Here is a 23,213-nt window from a genome sequence, read left to right as displayed (position 1 = left end):
GCGCGGTTTGGCATAGAGAATGGCCAACGGAAGACATTCGGCGAAAGCGGGCATTCATGAAACTCTTTGTCGGCCTCGGAAATCCCGGTTCGAAATACGCACGCCATCGGCACAATATCGGCTTCATGGCGGTCGATCAGATCGCGGCGGATCACGGGTTTGGTCCGTGGAAGTCCAAGTTTCAGGGCGACGTGACGGAAGGCCGTCTCGGGGCAGAGAAAGTGCTGCTGTTGAAACCGGGCACCTTCATGAATCGCTCGGGCCAATCGGTTCAAGCGGCGATGCAGTTCTACAAGCTGGAACCTGTGGACGTGACGGTGTTTCACGACGAGCTGGACCTCGCGCCCGGCAAATGCCGGGTCAAACAAGGTGGCGGGCATGCCGGTCATAACGGGCTGCGGTCGATCCATGGCCATATCGGTGAGGCTTACGGGCGCGTGCGGCTTGGGATCGGCCATCCCGGCCATAAGGACAAGGTGCCGGGCTATGTCCTGCACGATTTCGCGAAGGCGGATGAAGGGTGGCTCGACGATCTGATGCGCGGCATCTCGGACGGTGCACCGCATCTGGCAGAGGGCGATACCGGCAAGTTCATGAACGCGGTATCTCTGCGCGTTGCCCCGCCGCGTTCTTCGAAGACACCCGCCCCTGCTGAGGCTCCGAAATCCGATCCGGCACCGGACCCGGCACCCGAAGCCGACACACGCAGTCCGATGCAGAAGCTGTTGGACAAATTCCGATGACACTGAACGATGCGTTGGTCGAACAGGCCGGACACTGCGCCGCGCTCGACTCGCCCTTCATGGCGCGGATGCTGCCGCTTCTGGGCGAGGTCTGGCCCGCCGGTTCGGCGCTTGACGACGCGGTTATGGCCTTTCAAGGCGAAATCGGGCCGAAGGGGCATTCTCTGCCGTTGCGGCTTGCGTCAGGACTACATGCGTTGGTCCTGACGGGGACGGACGCACAGCTCGCTGCGGCCTATCCGCCGCACACCGTGTCGGACGCGGATCTCGCATCCGCAGTGCAGCGCGCCCTGACGTCGCACGAAGACTTTCTGCTGTCATGGATCACCTCGCCGCCGCAAACCAACGAAGTGCGGCGCAGTGCGGGCCTGATCGCGGGCGTGCATCATCTTGTCCATCGCACCGGGGTCGCTGATCTGCACCTGTCCGAACTGGGCGCAAGTGCGGGATTGAACCTGATGTTCGACCACTACGGGCTCGACGTGGCGGGTGCACGGCTTGGGCCGAGTGATCCCGCGCTTGTCTTGACGCCTGACTGGACCGGGCCTGCACCGGTCAAATCCCCGTTTTCCGTGCACGACAGGCGCGGCGTCGACCTGAACCCGCTCGATCCGCATGATCCGGCGGACGCGTTGCGGTTGCGCGCGTATCTCTGGGCGGATCAACCCCATCGGCTCGCTCTCACGGATGCGGCGATTGCGGCCAATGCGGCAACGGTCGATCGCGGTGACGCAGTTGACTGGCTTGGACAGCGTCTGGGGTCCGCGCCGAAGGGCCAGATGCATCTGATCTTTCACACAATCGCGTGGCAGTATTTCCCGTCTGAGGCTCAGGCACGCGGGACCAAGCTGATCGAAGCCGCCGGGGACAGGGCGACACCTGAAACGCCCCTGGCATGGCTGCGCATGGAGGCGGATGAAGGCCCGCGCGGGGCCGCCGTGTCCGCGCGGTTGTGGCCCGGCAACCAAACCATTTCGCTTGCACGGTCAGATTTCCACGGGCGTTGGGTGGATTGGGAACCGGAGAACCCCTAGGTTCGAAAAGAGGAACCGCAGGGAGGCTGACATGGAACCCGACGAGTCGATCAATGTGCTGGATGGTCCGTTGGAGGGGTGTTCGACCGACCCGATGACCGGCTTTTTCCGCGACGGCCACTGCAATACCTGCGCTGCGGATCAGGGCAGCCACACGGTCTGCGCCGTGATGACCGCCGAATTCCTGGCCTATTCGAAATATGTCGGTAACGACCTGAGCACGCCGATGCCACAGTTCCGGTTTCCGGGCCTGAAACCCGGCGATCACTGGTGCCTCTGCGCGTCGCGTTTCCTTCAGGCGCATGACGAAGGCTGCGCGCCGATGGTGAACCTTGCCGCGACCCACAAGCGCGCCTTGGATATCGTGCCGATGCGCGTGCTCGAGCAGCACGACGTCAAGGCATCCGAGATCTGAGGCAGATCAGGACGCCTTGTCGATCCGCTGAACCTCCTCCGAGGTGACGCCCGCAAGCGGATCGCTCATCAACTCATCTATGAAAAGGCTGAGAAGCTGGGGGCGCCCGTTCACGCCCGCCTTACGATAGATCGCGTTGGTCTGCGCCTTGACCGTGCCTTCAGAGGTGTTGCGCAGCCCGGCGATCTCTGCGGTGCTGAGGCCCTTGATCGAAAACAGCGCCACATCCCGTTCCGCCGGGGTCAGTTCCCAATCGTCGAAGCGTTCGTGCAGGACATCCATGAACGCGCCGGAGGCCAGTCGCAGGCTTTCCTCTGCCGCGTGCTGGCGCCGGATGGATCGCAAAAGCAATGTCGCGCTGACAGCTGTGCCAAGGATGAGACCGATCACGGCACCGATCTGTGCAAGTTCGTAGTAGACCCACGCGATGGGCGCGGACCGGATACCGAGGATGCTGCCGAGAATATCCCACAAGAGGAACAGGCCGCTTGCAAATTGCAGCGCGCCCAGGGGCATGAGAACCAGCCAGACCCTCACAAGCCAGCCGAAGATCGGTGGCCCGCCCGATCAATCGTCATCGTCATCATCGTCACCGCCGCCATCATCATCATCGTCGTCATCGCGGCCGCCTCCGCCGCTGCCGCTGTTGTCACGGTCATCGTCGTCGCGGTCGCCACCACCACCGCGGCCGCTGTTGTCGCGATCATCATCGTCGTCGTCATCGCGGTCACCACCGCTGCCACGGCCGCTATTCTCCTCGTCATCGTCACGATCATCCTCGCGGTCCTCCCGGTCGTCGGAGTCGTCATCGTCGCCGCGTGCGGACCGGTCGACATAGTCGCGCAGAATGGCCCCGGTCGAGGGGTTGAGAATGATCTCGCGCCGCCCGCTCGGCCCGGTGGCCACGATCCGTGTTCGGCCCAGCAAGGTCCGGCCGAGCGTGAAACGGTTGTAGCCCTGGCGCTGCAACTGGTCGATCACCTGATCCTGCGCGGTCTGCGCGAAGGCGGTGCTTGGCAGAAGCGTGGCGGCCAACACGCCGGTAAGGATCTGTCTTCGGTTCATGCGTCGTCTCCAAAAAGGCCCCTGCCAGTTGGCAGGAGCCTCTGACAGGTCAGGTCGCGACCGGTTTAGTCATCGTCATCATCGTCATCATCGTCGTCGCTGTCATCATCTTCGTCGTCATCATCATCGTCGTCATCATCATCGTCGTCATCGTCGTTATCGTCGTCGTTATGGTCCCGATCATGATCACGGTCCTCGTCGCGATCGCGTCCGCGATCATCGTCGTCATCGTCATCATCCCGACCATCGCGGCGGTCGTCGTCGTCATCCTCAGTCCGTGGTCCATCGACGAAGTCACGGTTGCGCGTTGCGATCTCGACGCCGGGCCGCGTGTCGTCGTCGGAGTCGACGCGCTCCACCTCTTGCTTGATCACTTCGCCGGTCGCCCGATCAAAGACGGTTTCGACCTTCTCGGTGCCACGGATCGCCTCGACTTTGGTCTGGGTCAGGCCATTCTTGATCTCGATCCGGGTGAAACCCTGCGCCTGCAAATCGCTGACGATCTGATCCGTGTTTGTGCTTCCGAGTGCCGCGCGGGTCACGGTCGGTGTCCGGGTGTCGTCGGACGCGCGGCCCGCATCCACGAAATTGCGGTCACGGTTGCGGATCTCGACGCCCGGGCGGGTGTCTTCGCCAGCACGCACGCGTTCTACTTCTTGCTTGAGAATGTTCCCGGTGGCGCGATCGTAGACAACTTCGAGCTTTTGCGTCCCACGGATTGCCTCGACCTTGATCTGGCCGATGCCATTGTCGATCTCGATCCGCTGGAAGCCCTGCCCTGTCAGATCGCTGATAATCTGATCGGTAGCGGATTGTGCGACGAGCGACGTAGCGGCGAAGGTCGCGAGGGCGGCTGTCATCAATGTCTTTTTCACTGAACAAGTCCTTTCATGTCCCATGTGCCTGCTCCGTGCAGACATGCGGGACACTGCCCCCGATGCACGTAACCTGACATTTGCGGATGGTTTAATCGCCGGTCCATAAACCTCTGCCTGACGCGCATAAACTGAAGTTTATCGAGACCCTTGGGTGGCACGCGTGAACTGAAAAGCCGCCCGCAGCAGGTGCTGGGGCGGCTTTGATCAGGTTTATGTATTTGGTTTAGGTTTAGCGGCCTTCTTCACCCATATCGATTCCAAGGTGACGCGCGACGGAGTAGATATCCTTGTCGCCGCGTCCGCACATGTTCATGCAGATGATGTGGTCCTTGGGCAGGTCTGGCGCGATCTTCATGACATGCGCCAACGCGTGAGAGGGTTCGAGCGCCGGGATGATGCCCTCGGTGGCGCAGCACAGCTGGAACGCTTCCAGCGCTTCCTTATCCGTGATCGCCACGTATTGCGCACGACCGATGTCGTGGAGCCAAGAGTGTTCCGGGCCGATGCCGGGATAATCGAGACCGGCGGAGATGCTGTAGCCTTCGAGGATCTGCCCGTCATCGTCCTGCAACAGGTAGGTGCGGTTGCCGTGCAGAACGCCAGGGCGTCCACCGGTGAGAGAGGCGCAATGCTCCATCTTGGCGTTCACGCCTTTGCCGCCCGCTTCGACGCCGATGATCTCGACCTCCTTGTCGTCGAGGAACGGGTAGAAAAGGCCCATCGCGTTCGACCCGCCACCGATGGCAGCGATGATGGTGTCGGGCAGACGGCCTTCGGCCTCGAGCATCTGTTCCTTGGCTTCCTTGCCAATGATCGACTGGAAGTCGCGGACCATGGCCGGATACGGGTGCGGGCCGGCGACCGTGCCGATGCAGTAGAACGTGTCGCGCACGTTTGTCACCCAGTCGCGCAGCGCGTCGTTCATTGCGTCTTTGAGCGTGCCGCGTCCGCTGGTCACCGGAACGACCTCGGCCCCGAGGAGTTTCATGCGGAAAACGTTGGGCTGCTGGCGTTCGACGTCATGCGCGCCCATGTAGACGACGCATTTCAGGCCGAACTTTGCGCAGACGGTCGCTGTGGCGACGCCGTGCTGGCCAGCACCGGTTTCGGCGATAATCCGGGTCTTGCCCATGCGGCGGGCGAGGATGATCTGGCCCAGTACGTTGTTGATCTTGTGCGCACCTGTGTGGTTCAGTTCGTCGCGCTTCATGTAAACCTTGGCGCCGCCCAGATGCTCGGTCAGGCGTTCGGCGAAATAGAGCGGGCTGGGGCGGCCGACATAGTGCTTCCAGAGAAACTCCATTTCCGCCCAGAAACTGTCGTCGGTTTTGGCGCGTTCGTATTGCTCTTCCAGCTCCAGAATAAGCGGCATCAGCGTTTCCGAGACGAACCGTCCACCGAAGATACCGAAGCGACCCTTTTCATCGGGTCCAGTCATGAAAGAGTTAAAAAGATCGTTCATCGCGCGCCTCTTTTGTCGAACAGGATGTGAGTAACGAGGTCGCCCGGCAGGGGCAAGGGGAAGCGCTGTCCTAGGCGTGCCAGCGCCGGACCGGGGGTCGGCGCGCCGACCGCTGATCTGCCGAGCTTTATGGGTGTCAGGCACTCGACCGGCTCTGCTATGCGCAGCGCGTTCAAAAGCGCCGGCCCATCGGGCCGGTCCGGCGCTGGCACGGCGGGCCTTGTGGCCCTTGATTCCGTGCCGGTCAGGTCATCACCGCCCGTTCCAATGCCGGGTAGCGCCATGCCAGCGTTGCGCCGCGTGCGACGAAAGAGATCAGTAGCGCGGCCCAGAGCCCGTGGTTTCCGTACACCGGCACCAACACCCAAGCGGCAAGGCCGTAAATCACCGCGGACACCACCATCATGTTGCGCATGTCAGCGGTTCTTGTCGCGCCCACGAAGATGCCGTCGAACATGAAAGACGCAAGCGCGATCATCGGCGCGGCGATGAGCCACGGAAGAAACTCCATCGCCGCGCCCTGAACGTCGGCACTCTTGGCCATCAGCGTGATGATGTCGGGGCCGAAGACCCAGAACCCCAGACCCATCAGGCCGGACGCGCCAAGACCCCAGAGGCTCGACAGGATCGCCGCCCGACGCAGTGTCGGAACCGTCCGCGCGCCGACGGCCTGACCGACAATCGCCTCTGCGGAGAAGGCAAACCCGTCGAGAGCGTAGGCCGTGATGTAAAGAAACTGCAGCAGCACCTGATTGGCCGCCAGCGTGACGTCGCCAAAATCGGCAGCGAGAAACATGAACGATAGGAGAATAGTCTCAAGCAGGAGGGACCGGATCAGGATATCGGAGTTCACGCGGGCCATCCGTGTGAGCCTCAGACGGTCGAACACGCGGGACCAGTTCCGCCAGTCGGGTACACGGAATGCCGCGCGGCAGAGATACAGCCCCATCGCCAATCCGCCCCATTCGGCAAGGAAGGTGGCAAAGGCCACCCCGTTCACGCCCCAACCGAGGCCGAGCACGAACCAGATGCTCAGCACCACGTTCACACCATTCATCCAGAGTTGAAGAACAAACACCGCCCGCGTTCGCTCTTGCGCGATGAGCCAGCCGGTGATGCCCAAAACCGCGATGGCGGCGGGGGCGGACCAGATGCGGATTGCCATATACCCGCGCGCGAGGGTTTCGACCTCTGCGCTGGCGGGCGCGAGTTGGAATGCGGCCCAGATGATGGGCATCTGCAACAGGATGATGACCGACCCGGCGGTGAGCGCGATCAGAAGCACGCGTGTGAGGATGGCCGCAACCTCGGCCGGATCGCCCTGCCCTTGCGCCTGTGCCGTGAGGCCCGTTGTGCCCATGCGCAGGAAGCCGAAAATCCAGAAGATCGCGGACAGGATGATGGCGCCGAGGCCGACAGCCCCGATGGGTGCGGCGTCGCCCATCTGGCCGACAACGCCCGTGTCCACGGCACCGAGAATGGGGATGGTGACATTGGATAAAACGATCGGGACCGCGATCTTCAGGACGCGTGTGTTGGTGACAGCCTCTGGCGCGGCGGCGTCCGCCGTCATTCCGTGTTATCGGTGCGCGGCATGAGGAAATGCGCGGTGGCCTGCGCGAAAGGGCGATCCTTGTTGTCTTGCCATGCCTCGGCCTGCACGGATGCATAACGCCGCCCTGCCCGCGTGATGGTGGCACGGGCATAGGCGTCGCGCGGCAGACCGGAACGCAGATAGTCGACGGTGAAATCGATGGTCTTGGGCAGGCGAGGCAGGTCGCCCGATGCCAGCGCCTCCACGTCCAGCGTACCGCTTTCGAAGTCTTCCCAGATATAGGCCCAGCTGAGAGAGATGACCGCCGTCACCTCAAGAAACGCCGCCGTCACACCCCCGTGGATGGCGGGCAGCATGGGGTTGCCGATCAGTTTGTCCTCGAAGGACAGCACACCCGTTAGTTCGTCGCCGCGTCGGTCAAAGCTGATGCCCATGAAGGTGATGTAGGGCACGCCGCTGACCAGCGCGTTGAGCGCGGCGTCGCGGCGTTGCTTGACGATCTGAACAGGTTCCGGAGTTTTGCGCACCATCTCAACGGCCCTCCACGGTGAAGGCCCCGGTGGCCGTGGCAACCGGGCGGTCCGTGTCTTCGTCGCAAGCCGTGGCGCGAACGAAGGCGACCGAGCGGGTGATGTGATACACATGCGCCTTGGCCGTGATCGCCTGACCCGGCGTGGCGCCGCGCATGTAGTCGATGCGCAGGTCGATGGTTGCCGTTCCTGCCGGGGCATCGGGGTGACACATCACCGCTGCTCCGCCACAGGTATCCATCAGGGCGGAAACCGCGCCGCCGTGAATCACGCCGGTTTTCGGATCACCGATAAAGCGTTCGTCATAGGGCATGGTGATCTCGGCCATGCCATCGCCAATCGACACGATCTGCATCCCAAGAGCCTTGGCGTGTGGGAGGAATTCGATGAACTGGCGGGCGATTTGGGCTTTGTCGGCGCTCATGGGTGTTCCTTGGTCGTTGCTCTTGGTTTACGCCGCTTATCCGCGCGTGGCCAGCACCCGCATGTGCTGGTTGCCCTAGCGGCAGTGCGCTCGTATGATTCCGACCAGGGGAGAGCAGCATGGCCGATCAAAAGCTCAGTTTCAAAGAGATGTGCGCCAAGTTCGATGTGACGCCGCGCACGTTGCGCTATTACGAATATATTGAACTCTTGCAGCCGGAACGCGACGGGCGGTCACGCTGGTACGGGCCAAAGGAAGTCGCCCGCATGACCCTGATTCTGCGCGGGCGCAAATTCGGGTTTCAGCTCGAAGATATCCGCCAGTGGCTTTTGATCTACGAACACGAAGGCACCGAGGCGCAGATGCGCGCGTGGATCGAACTGGCTGACCGGCAGTTGGGAGAGCTCGACGAGCAGCGCAAGCAGCTTGACGAGGCAATCGACGAATTGCGCGCGCTTCGCGATGAAACGCAGGCGACTCTCGGCGACTGAGTCGGGCGAAAACCTGCATTTCCACAACATCTTTCCCTTGGGTCAGGAAAACCTGACCTCTTGGAAAACAGACATCCAAAGCGCTTTGAAAGATAGTTTCGCCAGAATGCGGGTGACGTTGAAGGATGTTACGTCAACTTAGAAGTGACGTGGCGTCTGAGTTACGTCAACGTAAATTCCCATTGTATGAAAAGCCCAGCCTTCGCATTTCGATGCCATGACGGCACCGAACAAGGATGAAGAAAATGACTGATGACCGCATCATGACGATCAGAGAGATGTGCGACGCGTTCGACGTGACGCCGCGCACCTTGCGGTTCTACGAAGCCAAGGAACTGCTGTTTCCGATCCGCGAAGGCCAGAAACGACTGTTCACCAAGCGCGACCGCGCGCGCCTCAAGCTGATCCTGCGCGGCAAGCGCTTTGGGTTCAGCCTCGAAGAAATTCGCCAGCTGCTCGACCTCTACCACATGGGCGACCAGCAGCGCACCCAGCTGGTGCGCACCTATGAAATCGCCAAGCAGCGCCTGGCCGACATGGTCGCCCAGCGCGATGAGCTGACACAGGCGATTGACGAACTCGAAGAACAGATGCGTTGGGGAGAGAAAATGATCTCTTCGATGGATCAGACGAAAAAGGCGGCTGAATAAGCCAAACGGACCCTAGGGAGACCAGATATGCCAAGTTATACCGCACCCGTGAAAGACATGCAGTTTATCCTCCACGACGTTCTGGACGTCGCGGGACAGGACATCCCCGGCTATGACGAGCTGGACCGCGACTTCACCGGCGCGGTGATCGAAGAGGCAGGCAAGCTGGCCTCCGAAGTCTTGATGCCGCTCAACTCGGTTGGCGATCAGCAGGGCTGCGTTCTTGAAAACGGTGTCGTGCGCACCCCGGACGGCTTTAAGGAAGCGTTCGAGATGATGAAAGAAGGCGGCTGGACCGCCTTGGACTGCGACCCGGAATACGGCGGACAGGGCCTGCCCTATCTCATGCACACCGCGGCGCAGGAACCGTTTGTGTCGGCCAACATGGCCTTCAATATGTACCAGGGTCTGACCCACGGGGCCTATTCGGCGATCTACTTCCACGGCTCGGACGAGCAGAAACAGACCTACCTGCCGAAGATGACCACCTGCGAATGGACCGGCACCATGAACCTGACCGAGCCGCATTGCGGCACGGACCTTGGCCTGATGCGCACCAAGGCGGTGCCGCAGGACGATAGCAGCTACAAGATCTCCGGTCAGAAGATCTTTATCTCGGCCGGCGACCACGACATGGCGGAAAACGTCATTCACCTTGTTCTGGCGAAGATCCCCGGTGGTCCGGACGGAATCAAGGGCGTGTCACTCTTCATCGTGCCGAAGTTCATCGTGAAGGAAGACGGCTCTTTGGGCGAACGTAATGGTGTGTCCGTCGGCAAGCTTGAAGAGAAGATGGGCATCCACGGCAACGCCACCTGCGTGATGAATTACGACGACGCAACCGGGTATCTTGTTGGCGAGATGCACAAGGGCATGCGCGCGATGTTCACCATGATGAACGAAGCGCGTCTGGGTGTGGGCCTTCAAGGCTATGCACAGGCCGAAGTGGCCTATCAGAACGCCGTGGCTTACGCGAATGACCGTCTTCAGGGACGCGACGTGACAGGCGCCAAGGCACCCGAGAAGTCCGCAGACCCGATCATCGTGCACCCGGATATCCGCCGCAACCTTATGGATCAGAAGTCCTTCACCGAAGGCGCGCGCGCGTTCACCTACTGGGGCGCGTACCTTATCGACCGGGCGCACAAGAATTCTGATGCGGACGCGGATGGTCTGATTTCCCTGCTGACCCCAATTATCAAGGGTTTCCAGACCGACAAGGGCTTCGAGATGGCGGTGAACGCCCAGCAGGTCTATGGCGGGCATGGCTATATCGAAGAATGGGGCATGTCGCAGTTTGCCCGCGACGCGCGGATCGCCATGATCTACGAAGGCGCAAACGGTATTCAGGCGCTTGACCTCGTGGGCCGGAAGCTGGCGCAGGATGGCGGCAAGCACGTCATGGCGTTCTTCGACATGATCAAGACGTTTGCGTCCGAGACCAAAGGCCAGGACGAAGCATTCGACCGCGACTTCCTTGAGCCCCTGAAAGCGGCGTCCAAGGACCTTCAGGCAGCAGCGATGTATTTCATGCAGAACGGCATGAAGAACCCGAACAACGCCCTCGCCGGGTCGTATGACTTCATGCACATGTTCGGCCATGTCTGCCTTGGCTACATGTGGGCGCGGATGGGACTTGCGGCGTCGAAGGCGCTGAAAGACGGTGCGTCGGATACCGAGTTCTACGAGACCAAGCTGGCCACGGGGCGCTACTACATGGCGCGTCAGCTTCCGGCGACGAAGATGCACCTTGCGCGTATCGAAACAGGGGCCGAGCCGGTGATGGCGCTGGAGGCCGCCAATTTCTAAGCGCGGTGGGTGACAAACCCACACTACGGAGGACAGATGCCCAAACGCTTTCGCCTGACCCGCCGCTTTCCGGTTGCGATGACCGAGGACGGCTTCCGCCGCCTGAAGAAATTCGCGGCCGAGGCGGGTCTGGACGAAGGTGAAGCGCTGTCTTTCCTGTTCGAGAACTTCGACAGCGTCACGGATGACGAGGCGCTGACACACCGGCTCAGGCTCTTCAATGCCGAGCTTGAGGCGCGCAAACGATAATGCGGGATTTGGGGGGAGCCATGCGATCAAGTTGGATGACCGACGAGCACGAGATGCTCGCCGAGATGACTGCGAAATTCATCGAAACCGAATGGCAACCGCTTTACGACAAGTGGCGCAAACAGGGTCAGATGGATCCCGAGATCTGGCAGCAGGCGGGGGAGCTTGGGCTTCTTTGCCCGTCCGTTCCGGAGGAATACGGCGGCGTCGGCGGTGATTTCGGCCACGAGGCGGTGATCCTGATGGAAGCCGGCCGCGCCAATCTGGCAAGCTGGGGCCATGGCATCCATTCCGGCATCGTGGCGCATTACATTCTGGAATACGGAACCGAAGACCAGAAGCAGCGTTGGCTGCCGAAGATGGTGACAGGTGAGCTGGTCGGTGCCTTGGCCATGACCGAACCGTCGGGCGGATCGGACGTGCAGGGCATCAAGACGCGCGCTGTGCGGGACGGCAACGCCTACCGCCTGTCGGGGCAAAAGACGTTCATCACCAATGGCCAGCATGCGAACCTGATCATCGTGGCGGCCAAGACCGACCCGTCTCAGGGATCGAAAGGAACGTCTTTGGTCATTGTGGAAACCGACGGCGCAGAGGGCTTCTCGCGCGGTCGGAACCTCGAAAAGATCGGGTGTCACGCGGCGGATACGTCAGAGCTGTTCTTCGACAATGTCGAGATCGCGCCCGAGAACCTGCTGGGCGGCGAGGAAGGCAAGGGTTTCTACCAGATGATGCAGCAGCTGCCGCAGGAACGGCTGATCATCGGGTGTGGCGCCGTGGGCGCTATGGAAGGCGCGGTTGAACGCACCATCGCCTACTGCAAGGAGCGCGAGGCCTTCGGTGGGCCGCTGACGCAGTTCCAGAACACGCGGTTCAAGCTGGCAGAGTGCAAAACGAAAACCACGGTCGCACGCGCGTTCCTCGATGACTGCATGGTTGAGCACCTGCAGGGCAAGCTGACCGTCGAAAAGGCCGCGATGGCGAAATACTGGTTGTCGGATACGCAAGGCGAAGTGCTTGATGAGTGCGTCCAGCTGCATGGCGGCTACGGCTACATGTTGGAATACGCGGTCGCCGAGATGTGGGCCGACGCGCGGGTGCAGCGCATCTATGGCGGTACCAACGAGATCATGAAAGAACTGATTGCGAGGACGCTCTGATGCGCCCGACCGTCATGCAGTTGGAGAGTGCGGGATGCCTCCGGCGGGAGTTTATCCCGCAAGATGAAGGAGTAAGGCAAGCTCCACCCCGGCAGTCGGCCTTTTTACCACGCGGTGTCAGGCACCATCGCCGGGGCTTCACCTTGCACATGGCTCAGCTCTCCAGCCTGCCATGCGCACACATTTTGGGGCGGTTAACCTTAACGGGCGGTAAAGAAGAGGCCGCTTCCCGCTTCATCTTGCCAAATAAACTCCCGCCGGAGGCATCCCAGCCCATCCGGTATGCACAGCCTGTTGAGGAGCAGACCATATGACGATCCAACTCTACTGCTTTGGCGAAAGCGGGCATTCCTACAAGGCGGCGCTGGCGCTGGAACTGGCGGGGCTGGATTGGGAGCCCGTGAAGGTCGATTTCTTCAACGGCGAGACGCGCACGCCCGATTACCGCGCCAATGTCAACGAAATGGGCGAAGCGCCTGTGTTGGTGGACGGGGACGTCAAGCTGTCACAGTCGGGAGTGATCCAGACCTATCTGTCGGACACCTATGGCAAGTTCGGCGGCCAAGACGCGGCGGAGAAGCTTGAAATCCTGCGCTGGATCATCTGGGACAACCAGAAATTCAGCGGCACGTCGGGACCTTTGCGGTTCCTGATGAACTTCCTGCCGGAAGACAAGCGCCCGGCCGAGGTCATCGCCTTTATGCAAGGCCGGATGAAAGCCGCCTACGGCGTACTCGACGCGCATCTTGAGGGGCGCGACTGGATTGTCGGGGATGCTGTCACCAACGCGGACCTGACCTGCTGTGGCTATCTTTTCTACCCCGAACCGTTCGGTTTCGACCGGGCGGATTGGCCCAATATCGACCGCTGGCTGTCCAATATCCAAGCGATACCCGGCTGGAAGCACCCTTACGATTTGATGCCCGGATCCCCTGCGGATTGGGCCTGAGACGGAGAAAAACATGACGGAAGCCTATATTTACGACGCGGTGCGCACACCGCGCGGCAAGGGCCGCAAGGACGGCAGCTTGCACGAGGTCACGAGCGCGCGCCTGTCGGCGCAGGTTCTGAACGCGGTGAAGGATCGCAACGGGCTCGACGGCCATGCGGTTGAGGACGTGATCTGGGGCAATGTCACCCAGGTTGGCGAACAGGGCGGCTGCCTCGCGCGGACCGCAGTGCTTGCGTCCAACCTCGACGAGTCGATCCCCGGTCTTGCCATCAACCGGTTTTGTGCCTCGGGCATGGAAGCGGTGAACCTTGCCGCGAACCAGGTCAAGGGCGGTGCAGGCGACGCCTATATCGCGGGCGGTGTCGAAATGATGGGCCGCGTGGCGATGGGCTCGGACGGCGCGGCGATTGCCGTCGATCCGTCGATTGCGATGGACACGTATTTCGTACCGCAGGGCATTTCTGCGGACATCATCGCGACAGAGTATGGCTTCAGCCGCGACGATGCGGACAGCCTTGCCGTTGAAAGCCAGAAGCGCGCGAAGGCGGCATGGGACGACAAGCGGTTTGCCAAGTCGATGATCGAGGTAAAGGACCAGAACGGTCTGAGCATCCTTGATCACGACGAATACATGCGCCCCGGCACGGATATGCAGAGCCTCGGGTCGCTGAACCCCTCGTTTCAGCAAATGGGCGAGGTCATGCCGGGCTTTGATGCGGTGGCGCTGATGAAGTACCCGCATCTGGAACGGATCAATCACATTCACCATGCGGGCAATTCCTCGGGCATCGTAGACGGTGCCGCGGGTGTGCTGATCGGTAACAAGGAATTTGGCGAGAAGTGGGGCCTGAAACCCCGCGCGCGGATCAAGGCGACGGCGAAGATCGGCACCGATCCGACCATCATGCTTACCGGGCCTGTACCAGTCACCGAGAAGATCCTCGCTGATACCGGCATGAGCATCAGTGATATCGACCTTTTCGAGGTGAACGAAGCCTTCGCGTCGGTCGTTCTGCGCTTCATGCAGGCGTTTGCTGTGGATGACAGCGTGGTCAACGTGAACGGGGGCTCCATCGCGATGGGTCACCCGCTGGGCGCGACCGGCGCGATCATCATCGGCACGTTGCTGGACGAGCTGGAGCGGACCGGCAAAGGCACCGGCCTTGCTACGCTCTGCATCGCGTCCGGCATGGGCGCGGCCACGATCATCGAGCGGGTGTAAGCCATGACGACGCGTCCGGCGATCGAGATTGCGGAAGAGCTGCTGGACCGGACCGGGCGCGGTCTGGACAGCGGGGATTTCGATCTTTTCGCCGACGCGTTTGCCCTGCCCTACCGTCATGACACGTTCGATGCGACCGTCGAGATCACGGACCTTGCCGACATCCGCAGTGTCTACGATCAGGTGCGCCGGCATTTCCGACAGATCGGAGTGACGCGGATCATCCGCTTCTGTGTCGCCGCCGATTACCAGACCCCGGACAAGATCCTGTCGACGCACGAGTCGCACATGTTTTCCGGCTCGCATCGGATCCGGCCACCCTACCCGGTGCTGTCCACCCTCGAACGTCGCGACGGAGCCTGGAAGATCACGGCCAGCAATTACGCCATCGGCGAAGACCCGGCCCATGCGGCCGCGATGTTGCCGAAGGAAAAACAACAGACTTCAGCCTCACACGCCGCGCCTCGGGCCGAGATGTGATGGTCCGAAAAGGAGACCAAGAATGACTGACTTCACGATGCAGAAAGACGCCGATGGCGTCGCGATCATCACCTGGGATGTGCCTGGGAAATCCATGAACGTCATGAGCCGCGACTCGATGGTCGTGCTCAACGATCTGATTGACGACGCGCTGGCGGACGACGCGGTGAAAGGCATCGTCATCACCTCGGGCAAGCCCGATTTCGCGGGCGGGATGGACCTCAACGTGCTGGCGACAATCCGGGCAGAGGCCGGTGACAACCCGGCACAGGCGCTGTTCGATTTCACGATGAACGGCCACAAGATGCTGCGCAAGATCGAGCGGGCGGGCATGGACCCGAAGACGCTCAAAGGTGGCAAGCCGATTGCGGCGGCACTGCCGGGGACAGCCTTGGGCATCGGGCTCGAAGTGCCGCTGGCCACTCACCGGATTTTCGCCGCCGACAATCCGAAGGCCAAGATCGGCCTGCCCGAGATCCTCGTGGGCATCTTCCCGGGCGCGGGCGGCACGACACGTCTCGTGCGCAAGATGGGCGCGATGGCGGCTTCGCCGTTCCTGCTGGAAGGTAAGCTCAGCGATCCGAAGAAAGCCAAGGCCGCGGGCCTGATTGATGAGGTGGTGGACGATCCGGTCGCGGCGGCGCGCGAGTGGGTGTTGAACGCCAAGGACGCGGATATCGTGAAGCCTTGGGATGCCAAGGGGTACAAGATGCCCGGCGGCGCGCCTTATCACCCTGCAGGGTTCATGACCTTTGTCGGCGCGTCGGCGATGGTGCATGGCAAGACCAAGGGTGTCTATCCGGCGGCCAAGGCGTTGCTCTCGGCGGTCTACGAAGGCGCGTTGGTGCCCTTCGACACGGCGCTGCAGATCGAGGCGCGCTGGTTCACGAATGTGCTGATGAATCCGTCCTCGTCCGCGATGATCCGGTCGCTCTTCATCAACAAGCAAGCGCTTGAAAAGGGCGCGGTGCGTCCGGCGGATGTTGATGACCAGGCGGTGAAGAAGGTCGGTGTTCTGGGTGCTGGCATGATGGGTGCGGGCATCGCACTGGTGTCGGCGCAGGCGGGCATCGAAGTTGTGCTCCTGGACCGCGAACAGGCGGCGGCGGACAAAGGTAAGGCCTATGTGGCCGATTACACTGCCAAGGGTGTCAGCCGGAAAAAGATCACACAGGACAAGGCGGACGCGATGCTGGGTCGGATCACCGCGACCACGGATTATGCGGCACTTGCGGGCTGTGACCTGATCGTCGAAGCGGTGTTCGAGGATCCGAAGATCAAGGCAGAGGTGACCGCGAAGGTCGAAGAGGTGATCGGTGAAGATTGCATCTTTGCCACCAACACCTCGACCCTGCCGATCACCGAACTTGCGAAGGCGTCGAAGCGGCCAGAGCAGTTCATCGGCATCCACTTCTTCTCACCGGTCGAGAAGATGATGCTGGTGGAGATCATCAAGGGTGAGGCGACGGGCGATCGTGCCGTGGCGAAGGCCTTGGACTTCGTGCGCCAGATCCGGAAAACGCCAATTGTCGTGAACGACGCGCGGTTCTTCTACGCCAACCGCTGCATCATTCCTTACATCAACGAAGGCATTCGTATGGTGAAGGAAGGTGTGGCGCCTGCGCTAATCGAGAACGCGGCGAAGATGGTGGGAATGCCACTTGGCCCGCTGCAGCTGGTCGATGAGACATCGATTGATCTTGGGGCGAAGATCGCGCGTGCGACCAAGGCCGCGATGGGCGATGCCTATCCGGACGAGGCCGTCGACGAGGTCATCTTCTGGATGGAAGGCGAAGGCCGTCTGGGCCGGAAATCGGCGGCGGGTTTCTACGACTACGACGAGAAGGGCAAGCGTCAGGGTCTGTCCGAGGTTGTCGCGGCGCAGTACCCGCAGGCCGAAGATCAGCCGGACTTGGTCGATGTGCAGCATCGTCTGCTCTTCGCGCAGTCGTTGGAGGCGGTCCGCGCGTTGGAAGATGGCGTTCTGATGGATATTCGCGAAGGCGACGTGGGCGCGATCCTTGGCTGGGGCTTTGCGCCGTGGTCCGGCGGTCCGCTCTCCTGGCTCGACATGCTGGGCGCGGAATACGCGGCCGCCCGCTGTGACGAGCTGACGGAAGCCTTTGGCGACCGCTTCGCCTGCCCCGAATTGCTGCGCGACATGGCGTCGAAGGGTCAGACCTTCTACGGACGTTTCGCGCCGGAGGCGAAAGCGGCGTGATCTGTGTGCCGGGCTAACGCCCGGCCGACGCAGAAGGACAGAACATGTAGGCCGGGCACTTGCCCGGCTTATTTCTTTTCAGGCGCCGGGTTTGAGCCCGGCCGACGCACCATTCACTCGGCGCGCAGGGACGCGAACCGGTCCATCCGGTCGATCTGTGGCGCCATAGTACACCATTCGTCTTCAACCGCGACCCAATGCGCGTCGCGGGTTTCCGCGTGGACGACAATGCGGCCCGGTTCCATCGAGATTTCCGGAACCGCGATCATGTTGAGAAACAGGGCGAGAGCTTCGGCAGTCAGACACATGAGAGTACTCCTTTTTCAAGTGTCCTCCCTTGCGTGAAAGCCGTCTCTTACGGACGGTCAAAAATACCGTGCCGCAAAACTCCTATTTGTGCACCGACGAATTGCTGCACTGCAGCATAAGCCTGTGTTTCGCCGATATCTGCGGCACATCTTTCACAATAGCCCAAAAATTAGGCGGAAAAATGGTAGTCGAATCGGGCGATATCCTGAGCGCACATCTGCGCCACGGCGTCGGCGGTAAGGTCCGTGTAGGCCGAACGATAGTCGCGGGGCCGGTCTGACGCGTTTGCATGAGGGATCGGCAGCGTGAACCCCAAATGATCCCAGACCGGGGCAAGGTCTTCTTCCAGCCTTTCCAGCCGCACAAAAGCATTGCACCGCTCCGCACCCTCAGTGTCCGTGACGTAGCTGGCAAAGGAGGCCGCCTCAAAACTCGCGCGGGTTTCGTCGGCGCAGACAAAGCGGTCGAAATCGCTTTGTTTAGCCAGCCGCACCGCCGGATGATCGAAGTTTTGGGCGCGTAGCCAGTGGTAGTAGCTCACCATGCGGTCCCAGGGATTGCGCACCAGCGTGAAGACGAACATCCGCGAGAGCTCTTCGGGCGGCAACACGCCGCCGATATCCGCCAGAGTGCTGTGCTTCCACAGCCGGCCTTGAGCCTTGAGACCTTTCAACCGCCCTTTTCGCTTCTGCGCCTTTGGCGTGTCACCGATCAGGATGTCGTCCCGATGCGCGCGGTCTTCAAGCGCCAATGCCACGGATGTGCCGCCCGTCTTGGGAATGTGCACGAAGATGAATTTGCGGCCCGGCGAAATGATCATGCGCCAGAGGTGCCATTGAGAATGGCAACGCGCAAGGAATTGCTTTTCCTCCGCACGATCCCTGCGCTATGTCACAGGACACGAATTCCACTGGGGAGTGACGACGATGGGTTGGATGCGCGATGAGACCGGTCTGGAGAAGCGTGCGGCGAACTATGTTCCCCTGACACCCTTGTCACATCTCAGACGCGCGGCAGAGGTGTTTCCCGACACGCTGGCCGTCGTGCACGGACCCCACCGCAAGACCTATCGCGAATACCATGAGCGCGTGTCGCGCCTCGCATCGGCTTTGGTGGACATGGGTGTGAAACCGGGCGACGTGGTCGCGACGATCCTGCCCAACATCCCGGCGCAGGCAGAAGCGCATTTCGGCGTCCCCGCCTGCGGTGCGGTGCTCAACACGATCAACACGCGGCTGGATGTGGACACGATTGCCTACATCCTCGATCACGGCGAGGCGAAGGTAGTGTTGTGCGATCCGCAATTCATGTCGGTGCTTGCGCAAGCGATGGAGCAGATGGACGGCGCCGCCCCGAAGGTGATCGAGGTGGCCGATCCGCATGAAGGTGTCGCCGCGACCAGTGACTACCCCGAATACGAAGAGGTCTTGGCAGGGGGTGATCCGGACTTCGAATGGATCATGCCCGAGGACGAGTGGGAGAGCCTTGCGCTCAATTACACGTCAGGCACGACTGGACGACCCAAAGGCGTGGTGTACCACCACCGGGGCGCGTATCTGATGACCATGGGCACGGTGGTGAGTTGGCAACTGACGTTGCGGCCCAAGTATCTGACGATTGTGCCGCTCTTCCACTGCAACGGCTGGAACCACACCTGGATGATGCCGCTTCTCGGCGGCACGGTGGTGTGCTGCCGCGATATCACCGCGAAGGCGATCTATGACGCGATTGCGGACGAAGGCGTCACCCATTTCGGAGGCGCGCCGATTGTCCTCAACATGATCGTCAATTCCGATCCGTCCGACCGGCGGACATTCGACCACGATGTGCAGGTCTACACCGCTGGCGCACCCCCGGCCCCGGCAACACTCGCCAAGATCGGCGACATGGGCTTCAGCGTGATGCAAGTCTACGGGCTGACCGAAACCTACGGGCATGTCACCGAGTGCGTGTGGAATGGCGAGGCGTGGGACGGGTTGAGCCAGGACGACCAGGCCGCGATCAAGGCGCGTCAGGGTGTGGCCTTCCCGATGATGGAAAAGCTTGACGTGGTAGACGACAAGAACGTCCCCGTCCCGCGCGATGGGAAAACCCAGGGCGAAATCGTCATGCGGGGCAATTCCGTGATGAAAGGGTATCTCAAGAACCCCGAAGCCACCGCCGAATCCTTCGAAGGCGGGCATTTCCACTCCGGCGACATCGCGATCATGCATCCGGACAACTACGTGCAGATCGCGGACCGGGCGAAGGACATCATCATCTCGGGCGGCGAGAACATCTCATCCGTCGAAGTCGAGGGATGTCTGATGGCCCATGACGCGGTGCTTCTGTGTGCCGTGGTCGCCAAGCCCGACGACACATGGGGCGAAGTGCCCTGTGCCTTTGTAGAGTTGAAGGACAATCATTCGGTGTCCGAGGCCGACCTCATCGCCTTTGCACGGACGAAACTCGCCGGGTTCAAGACACCGAAAAAGGTGGTGTTCGAGGAATTGCCCAAAACCTCGACCGGGAAGATCCAGAAGTTCCAGCTCCGGGAGCGCGCGAAGGCACTGTGATCGGCGAAGGTCGGCTAGGAGCCCAAACTTCTCGTTGCTGCGGTGTGCACGAATGCCAGAACTGCGCGCTGAACCGACATTCGCTTCACTTGCCGACAAAAAGGCCCCTCTCCCAAGATGGCAACCGGGTGATCGCGTCGTACCAACGGCGAAGGTTTGCGAAGCCCTGAGCTTCGATAAGATCTCCGCCGCGATAGATCTCTTCCATACACCAGATCCAAGGCGCGACGGCGATATCTGCAATGCCTAAGCTATCGCCCACAAGCCAATCGCGGCCATCAAGGCGCGTGTCGATCACAGAGTAGAGCCTGCGAGTCTCTGCGGCATACTTCTCGACGGGATAAGGATCAGCCAGTTTGCCAGCCATCACTTTGTAGAAGTGCCCGAACTGGCCGAACATCGGACCGATGCTTGCCATCTGGAACATCAACCATTGTAGTGTCTCAAGACGGCCCGCGGCATCACTCGGCATGAGGCGTCCAGTCTTTTCCGCAAGGTAGAACAGGATCGCGCCGCTTTCGAAGATGCCCGTCGGGGCACCGCCTGGCCCATCGGGATCAATGATGGCCGGGATTTTGCCATTAAGATTAAGGTGGAGAAACTCCTGTGTCTTCTGCTCTTTGGCGGCAAGGGAAACGTGGTGGACCTCATAAGGAAGGCCCAGCTCTTCAAGTGCGATCGACACCTTGGCCCCGTTGGGCGTGTGTTCGGTGTAGAGCTGAATGAAGTCAGGATGGTGCGAGGGCCAGCGGGCAGCAAGGGGTGACGTGGAAAGATCGAGCGGCATAGTTTATCCAATCTGGAAGTGATCGAGGAGCAAGACCGGTGGGTCTCCATCGGTCTCGCTGTCGGTTGTGTGGGTGAACTGGGCGTCAGCCGCCGGTCATCACGGCGAGGTCGCCTTCGGACCAAAGGTTGTCGATGGTCATGCGGGACATGACCCATTGATCGCCTTCGCGAACCAGGTCGATCCGGTACTGGTTCATCATCATGAAATTGCGCGACCCGTCGTCCGTCGGCAGGTGCTGCGCCTCGACCAGGGCATAGAGCGTGGTCGTATCACCTTGTACATCCACCCGTGCGTTTGTGACGGAATGAGACGTGGTGAAGCTTGAGGCAAAGGGCACCAAAGCCGAAACGATGTTCTCGCGCCCTTCCAGAACCGGGAACTGCATGCCCACGCGAGCAGCGGCCGGGGTGAAGTCGGCGATGCCGGCTTCGGCAAAGGCGGATGCGATGAGCGCGCCATTGTCGGTGTCCATCCCGTTGGTGAAACGGATCAGCGCGTCGGTGACGGCATGGTGATCGGCAACATCAGAGGTGGGTGGGACATCTTGGGCAACAGCGCTGGTGATGAGAACCGTGCTGGTCGCAGCGGCGATGGCAAGGGATTTGATAAAGCTAGACATGGTATTCTCCAGATTTGAGCGAGGGTCAGTTGGGCAGATCGAAGGACACGGCCTTCGCACCGGCACCGTCAAAGAGCCCGTAAGGCTTCCAATAGGCGAGGGTCGATTCCCCATCGAGCGGAGCCGCGATCTCCTGGTAGAAGCGCTGCATGTAGGGAGTTTGCGTATGAGCCGTTTCAGCGGCCTTGTTCACGAAGGTCTCGATGAAGAGGAACTTCGTCGGGTCTTCGGGGTCCTGGAACATCTGCACATGCACGTTGCCGTCCTCTGCCAGAACATCACGCAGGATACGGTTGACGACCGCCTTGGCTTCATCTTGTTGACCTGGCTTGGTCTTGAACTGAACCGCGATGGTGATCGGGTCGGTGGTTTCGATTGTGTCTTTCATGGCTGTTCTCTTTCGTTTGAGCGGAGCGTTCCGCGTTTCGATGAAGGGAAGATGGCCAAGATTTAGGCCGATGATAATCCAGTTCTGCGTTGAATTATTATCAACACTAGGTCCATAATCTCCTATGGACCAACTGAACGATCTCTCTGTTTTCGTCGCCGTTGCCGAAACCAGCAGCTTCACAGCGGCCGCGCAGCGGTTGGGTGTTACCTCGTCTGGGACATCAAAAAGTGTCGGGCGTCTTGAGGCGCGGCTTGGGGTGCGACTGTTCACGCGCACCACTCGCCGAGTCGCACTCACCGAAGAAGGCGAACGCTTTTACACGCGCGCGCGATCAATACTCGACGATATCGCCGAGGCCGAAACGGAGGTACAGGACAGTCAGGTTGACCTGCGCGGTCGGGTGCGGATCGATATGCCTTCGATGCTTGGACAGTTGTGCATCGTTCCACTCCTGCTCGACTTCAAACGCGCAAACCCCGGCGTCGATCTGGACATGCGCTTCAATGACCAGTTCAGCGACTTGGTTGAACAGGGTGTCGACCTCGCGCTTCGGATCGGAGAGCTGACAGATTCCAGCTTACGAGCTCGAAAGGTGATGGAGACAAGATGGATCACCTGCGCAGCGCCTGCATACATCGAAGCACGCGGCATGCCGAAGGAACCGAACGACCTGCATCACCATGAATGTGCGACATATATCTTCAAGGGATCGGGTCGCCCGTTCCAATGGCGGTTTGCTTCGGAGCATGGGTCGCTACAGTTTGAGCCGCCCCAACATCTCTGCGTGAACGATGGCAACGCCTATCTAGCCGTCGCCCGGTCGGGCCTCGCCATTGTTCAGGATCTGAGCTTCAATGTGGCCGCCGACCTCAAGGCCGGAACACTGGTTCATGTCCTCTCAGACTACACAGCAATTGGACCACCGATTTCGCTGGTCTATCCCGAAGGCCGCCATTTGCCGCGTCGCGTGCGGGCAGTGTTCGAGTTTCTCGCACAAGAGCTTTCGGGCTGAAGCCTGGATTTGCCTGCGGACTATTCACCGCGCTGCTCAGTTCAACAGAAGACAACTGCCGATGCCATTGGTGGATGTCGGCAAAAGGTCACGAGCAGAACTCGACTTAAAGAAGATGGACCACCGCTTCGTCCCGCAAAACAGACAATCGAACCAGCTCAGGCACCAACGGACCCATGGACCCGGGGCTTTGGCTC

Annotated in this window: 26 protein-coding genes; 14 read left to right on the top strand and 12 right to left on the bottom strand. The window is 60.9% G+C overall.

What is annotated here, in order from left to right; all coding sequences use genetic code 11:
• The first annotated feature begins 56 nt into the window (after nt 1-56).
• From pth to BUA42_RS04035, 3 genes are read left to right on the top strand one after another with little or no spacing between them, the layout of a single operon-like run.
• Nucleotides 57-743, top strand: a complete 687-nt coding sequence (pth, locus tag BUA42_RS04045; RefSeq protein ID WP_072776380.1) for an aminoacyl-tRNA hydrolase — start codon at nt 57-59, stop codon at nt 741-743.
• Nucleotides 740-1,777, top strand: coding sequence for a DUF2332 domain-containing protein (locus tag BUA42_RS04040; RefSeq protein ID WP_072776379.1), 1,038 nt, complete (start codon nt 740-742; stop codon nt 1,775-1,777). The genes pth and BUA42_RS04040 overlap by 4 nt, the downstream gene beginning before the upstream one ends.
• Before the next feature lie 31 nt (nt 1,778-1,808).
• A complete protein-coding gene (locus BUA42_RS04035) occupies nt 1,809-2,192 on the top strand; it encodes a DUF2237 family protein (protein WP_072776378.1) in 384 nt (127 codons plus the stop codon).
• A 6-nt stretch (nt 2,193-2,198) separates the two neighbouring features.
• Here the strand turns inward: BUA42_RS04035 and BUA42_RS04030 are convergent, their stop codons facing one another.
• The 7 genes from BUA42_RS04030 to BUA42_RS04000 all read right to left on the bottom strand — a co-directional run bounded on the left by BUA42_RS04030 (nt 2,199) and on the right by BUA42_RS04000 (nt 8,106).
• Nucleotides 2,199-2,708 (bottom strand): helix-turn-helix transcriptional regulator, encoded by a 510-nt coding sequence (locus BUA42_RS04030; RefSeq protein WP_072776377.1) that lies wholly within the window; start codon nt 2,706-2,708, stop codon nt 2,199-2,201.
• A 51-nt stretch (nt 2,709-2,759) separates the two neighbouring features.
• Nucleotides 2,760-3,257 carry a hypothetical protein gene (locus BUA42_RS21100; protein ID WP_072776376.1) on the bottom strand — a complete coding sequence of 166 codons (498 nt, stop codon included), beginning with the start codon at nt 3,255-3,257 and terminating at the stop codon, nt 2,760-2,762.
• A gap of 65 nt (nt 3,258-3,322) precedes the next feature.
• The gene (locus tag BUA42_RS21095; RefSeq protein WP_218588608.1) at nt 3,323-4,132 is read right to left on the bottom strand and encodes a hypothetical protein; all 810 of its coding nucleotides are present in this window, start codon (nt 4,130-4,132) and stop codon (nt 3,323-3,325) included.
• 232 nt (nt 4,133-4,364) lie between these two features.
• Nucleotides 4,365-5,597 (bottom strand): tryptophan synthase subunit beta, encoded by a 1,233-nt coding sequence (gene trpB, locus BUA42_RS04015; protein ID WP_072776375.1) that lies wholly within the window; start codon nt 5,595-5,597, stop codon nt 4,365-4,367.
• 244 nt (nt 5,598-5,841) lie between these two features.
• Entirely contained in the window at nt 5,842-7,170 is a 1,329-nt protein-coding gene (locus tag BUA42_RS04010; protein WP_072776374.1) for an MATE family efflux transporter, read from the bottom strand.
• Nucleotides 7,167-7,682: a PaaI family thioesterase gene (locus BUA42_RS04005; RefSeq protein WP_072776373.1), complete on the bottom strand. Its 516-nt coding sequence runs from the start codon at nt 7,680-7,682 to the stop codon at nt 7,167-7,169. The genes BUA42_RS04010 and BUA42_RS04005 overlap by 4 nt, the downstream gene beginning before the upstream one ends.
• Nucleotide 7,683: 1 nt before the next feature.
• Entirely contained in the window at nt 7,684-8,106 is a 423-nt protein-coding gene (locus BUA42_RS04000; RefSeq protein ID WP_072776372.1) for a PaaI family thioesterase, read from the bottom strand.
• Nucleotides 8,107-8,225: 119 nt separating this feature from the next.
• Here BUA42_RS04000 and BUA42_RS03995 point away from each other — a divergent pair, with 119 nt between their 5' ends.
• The 9 genes from BUA42_RS03995 to BUA42_RS03950 all read left to right on the top strand — a co-directional run bounded on the left by BUA42_RS03995 (nt 8,226) and on the right by BUA42_RS03950 (nt 17,340).
• Nucleotides 8,226-8,597, top strand: coding sequence for a MerR family transcriptional regulator (locus tag BUA42_RS03995; RefSeq protein WP_072776371.1), 372 nt, complete (start codon nt 8,226-8,228; stop codon nt 8,595-8,597).
• 245 nt (nt 8,598-8,842) lie between these two features.
• Nucleotides 8,843-9,247 (top strand): MerR family transcriptional regulator, encoded by a 405-nt coding sequence (locus BUA42_RS03990; RefSeq protein WP_072776730.1) that lies wholly within the window; start codon nt 8,843-8,845, stop codon nt 9,245-9,247.
• A 27-nt stretch (nt 9,248-9,274) separates the two neighbouring features.
• Nucleotides 9,275-11,056 (top strand): acyl-CoA dehydrogenase C-terminal domain-containing protein, encoded by a 1,782-nt coding sequence (locus BUA42_RS03985; RefSeq protein WP_072776370.1) that lies wholly within the window; start codon nt 9,275-9,277, stop codon nt 11,054-11,056.
• Nucleotides 11,057-11,092: 36 nt separating this feature from the next.
• Complete coding sequence (locus tag BUA42_RS03980; protein WP_072776369.1) at nt 11,093-11,305, top strand: hypothetical protein; 213 nt, start codon at nt 11,093-11,095, stop codon at nt 11,303-11,305.
• A gap of 20 nt (nt 11,306-11,325) precedes the next feature.
• Nucleotides 11,326-12,465 carry an acyl-CoA dehydrogenase family protein gene (locus BUA42_RS03975; protein WP_072776729.1) on the top strand — a complete coding sequence of 380 codons (1,140 nt, stop codon included), beginning with the start codon at nt 11,326-11,328 and terminating at the stop codon, nt 12,463-12,465.
• A 310-nt stretch (nt 12,466-12,775) separates the two neighbouring features.
• On the top strand, nt 12,776-13,414 hold the full coding sequence (locus BUA42_RS03965) for a glutathione S-transferase family protein (RefSeq protein WP_072776367.1): 639 nt from the start codon (nt 12,776-12,778) through the stop codon (nt 13,412-13,414).
• A 13-nt stretch (nt 13,415-13,427) separates the two neighbouring features.
• Nucleotides 13,428-14,639, top strand: a complete 1,212-nt coding sequence (locus BUA42_RS03960) for an acetyl-CoA C-acetyltransferase (protein ID WP_072776366.1) — start codon at nt 13,428-13,430, stop codon at nt 14,637-14,639.
• A gap of 3 nt (nt 14,640-14,642) precedes the next feature.
• A complete protein-coding gene (locus BUA42_RS03955; RefSeq protein ID WP_072776365.1) occupies nt 14,643-15,119 on the top strand; it encodes a hypothetical protein in 477 nt (158 codons plus the stop codon).
• 22 nt (nt 15,120-15,141) lie between these two features.
• A complete protein-coding gene (locus BUA42_RS03950; protein ID WP_072776364.1) occupies nt 15,142-17,340 on the top strand; it encodes a 3-hydroxyacyl-CoA dehydrogenase NAD-binding domain-containing protein in 2,199 nt (732 codons plus the stop codon).
• A 113-nt stretch (nt 17,341-17,453) separates the two neighbouring features.
• On the opposite strand, the gene BUA42_RS03945 is transcribed toward BUA42_RS03950, so the two are convergent.
• Nucleotides 17,454-17,648, bottom strand: a complete 195-nt coding sequence (locus tag BUA42_RS03945; RefSeq protein ID WP_072776363.1) for a hypothetical protein — start codon at nt 17,646-17,648, stop codon at nt 17,454-17,456.
• A 170-nt stretch (nt 17,649-17,818) separates the two neighbouring features.
• Nucleotides 17,819-18,469 (bottom strand): sulfotransferase family 2 domain-containing protein, encoded by a 651-nt coding sequence (locus tag BUA42_RS03940; protein ID WP_072776362.1) that lies wholly within the window; start codon nt 18,467-18,469, stop codon nt 17,819-17,821.
• A 106-nt stretch (nt 18,470-18,575) separates the two neighbouring features.
• On the opposite strand from BUA42_RS03940, the gene BUA42_RS03935 reads away from it, so the two are divergent.
• Nucleotides 18,576-20,204, top strand: coding sequence for an AMP-binding protein (locus BUA42_RS03935; RefSeq protein WP_072776361.1), 1,629 nt, complete (start codon nt 18,576-18,578; stop codon nt 20,202-20,204).
• Between the two features lie 85 nt (nt 20,205-20,289).
• Here the strand turns inward: BUA42_RS03935 and BUA42_RS03930 are convergent, their stop codons facing one another.
• The 3 genes from BUA42_RS03930 to BUA42_RS03920 all read right to left on the bottom strand — a co-directional run bounded on the left by BUA42_RS03930 (nt 20,290) and on the right by BUA42_RS03920 (nt 22,001).
• Nucleotides 20,290-20,991, bottom strand: a complete 702-nt coding sequence (locus BUA42_RS03930; RefSeq protein ID WP_072776360.1) for a glutathione S-transferase family protein — start codon at nt 20,989-20,991, stop codon at nt 20,290-20,292.
• An 85-nt stretch (nt 20,992-21,076) separates the two neighbouring features.
• A complete protein-coding gene (locus BUA42_RS03925; RefSeq protein ID WP_084066101.1) occupies nt 21,077-21,613 on the bottom strand; it encodes a nuclear transport factor 2 family protein in 537 nt (178 codons plus the stop codon).
• A gap of 25 nt (nt 21,614-21,638) precedes the next feature.
• Complete coding sequence (locus tag BUA42_RS03920; RefSeq protein ID WP_072776359.1) at nt 21,639-22,001, bottom strand: putative quinol monooxygenase; 363 nt, start codon at nt 21,999-22,001, stop codon at nt 21,639-21,641.
• Between the two features lie 124 nt (nt 22,002-22,125).
• Between BUA42_RS03920 and BUA42_RS03915 the strand changes: the two genes are divergently transcribed.
• Complete coding sequence (locus BUA42_RS03915) at nt 22,126-23,016, top strand: LysR family transcriptional regulator (protein ID WP_072776358.1); 891 nt, start codon at nt 22,126-22,128, stop codon at nt 23,014-23,016.
• The last annotated feature ends 197 nt before the right edge of the window (nt 23,017-23,213 follow it).

The organism is Marivita hallyeonensis (assembly GCF_900129875.1).
In the GTDB taxonomy this organism is placed as follows: Bacteria; Pseudomonadota; Alphaproteobacteria; order Rhodobacterales; family Rhodobacteraceae; genus Marivita; species Marivita hallyeonensis.
This window is presented reverse-complemented; position numbering and strand designations above follow the sequence as displayed.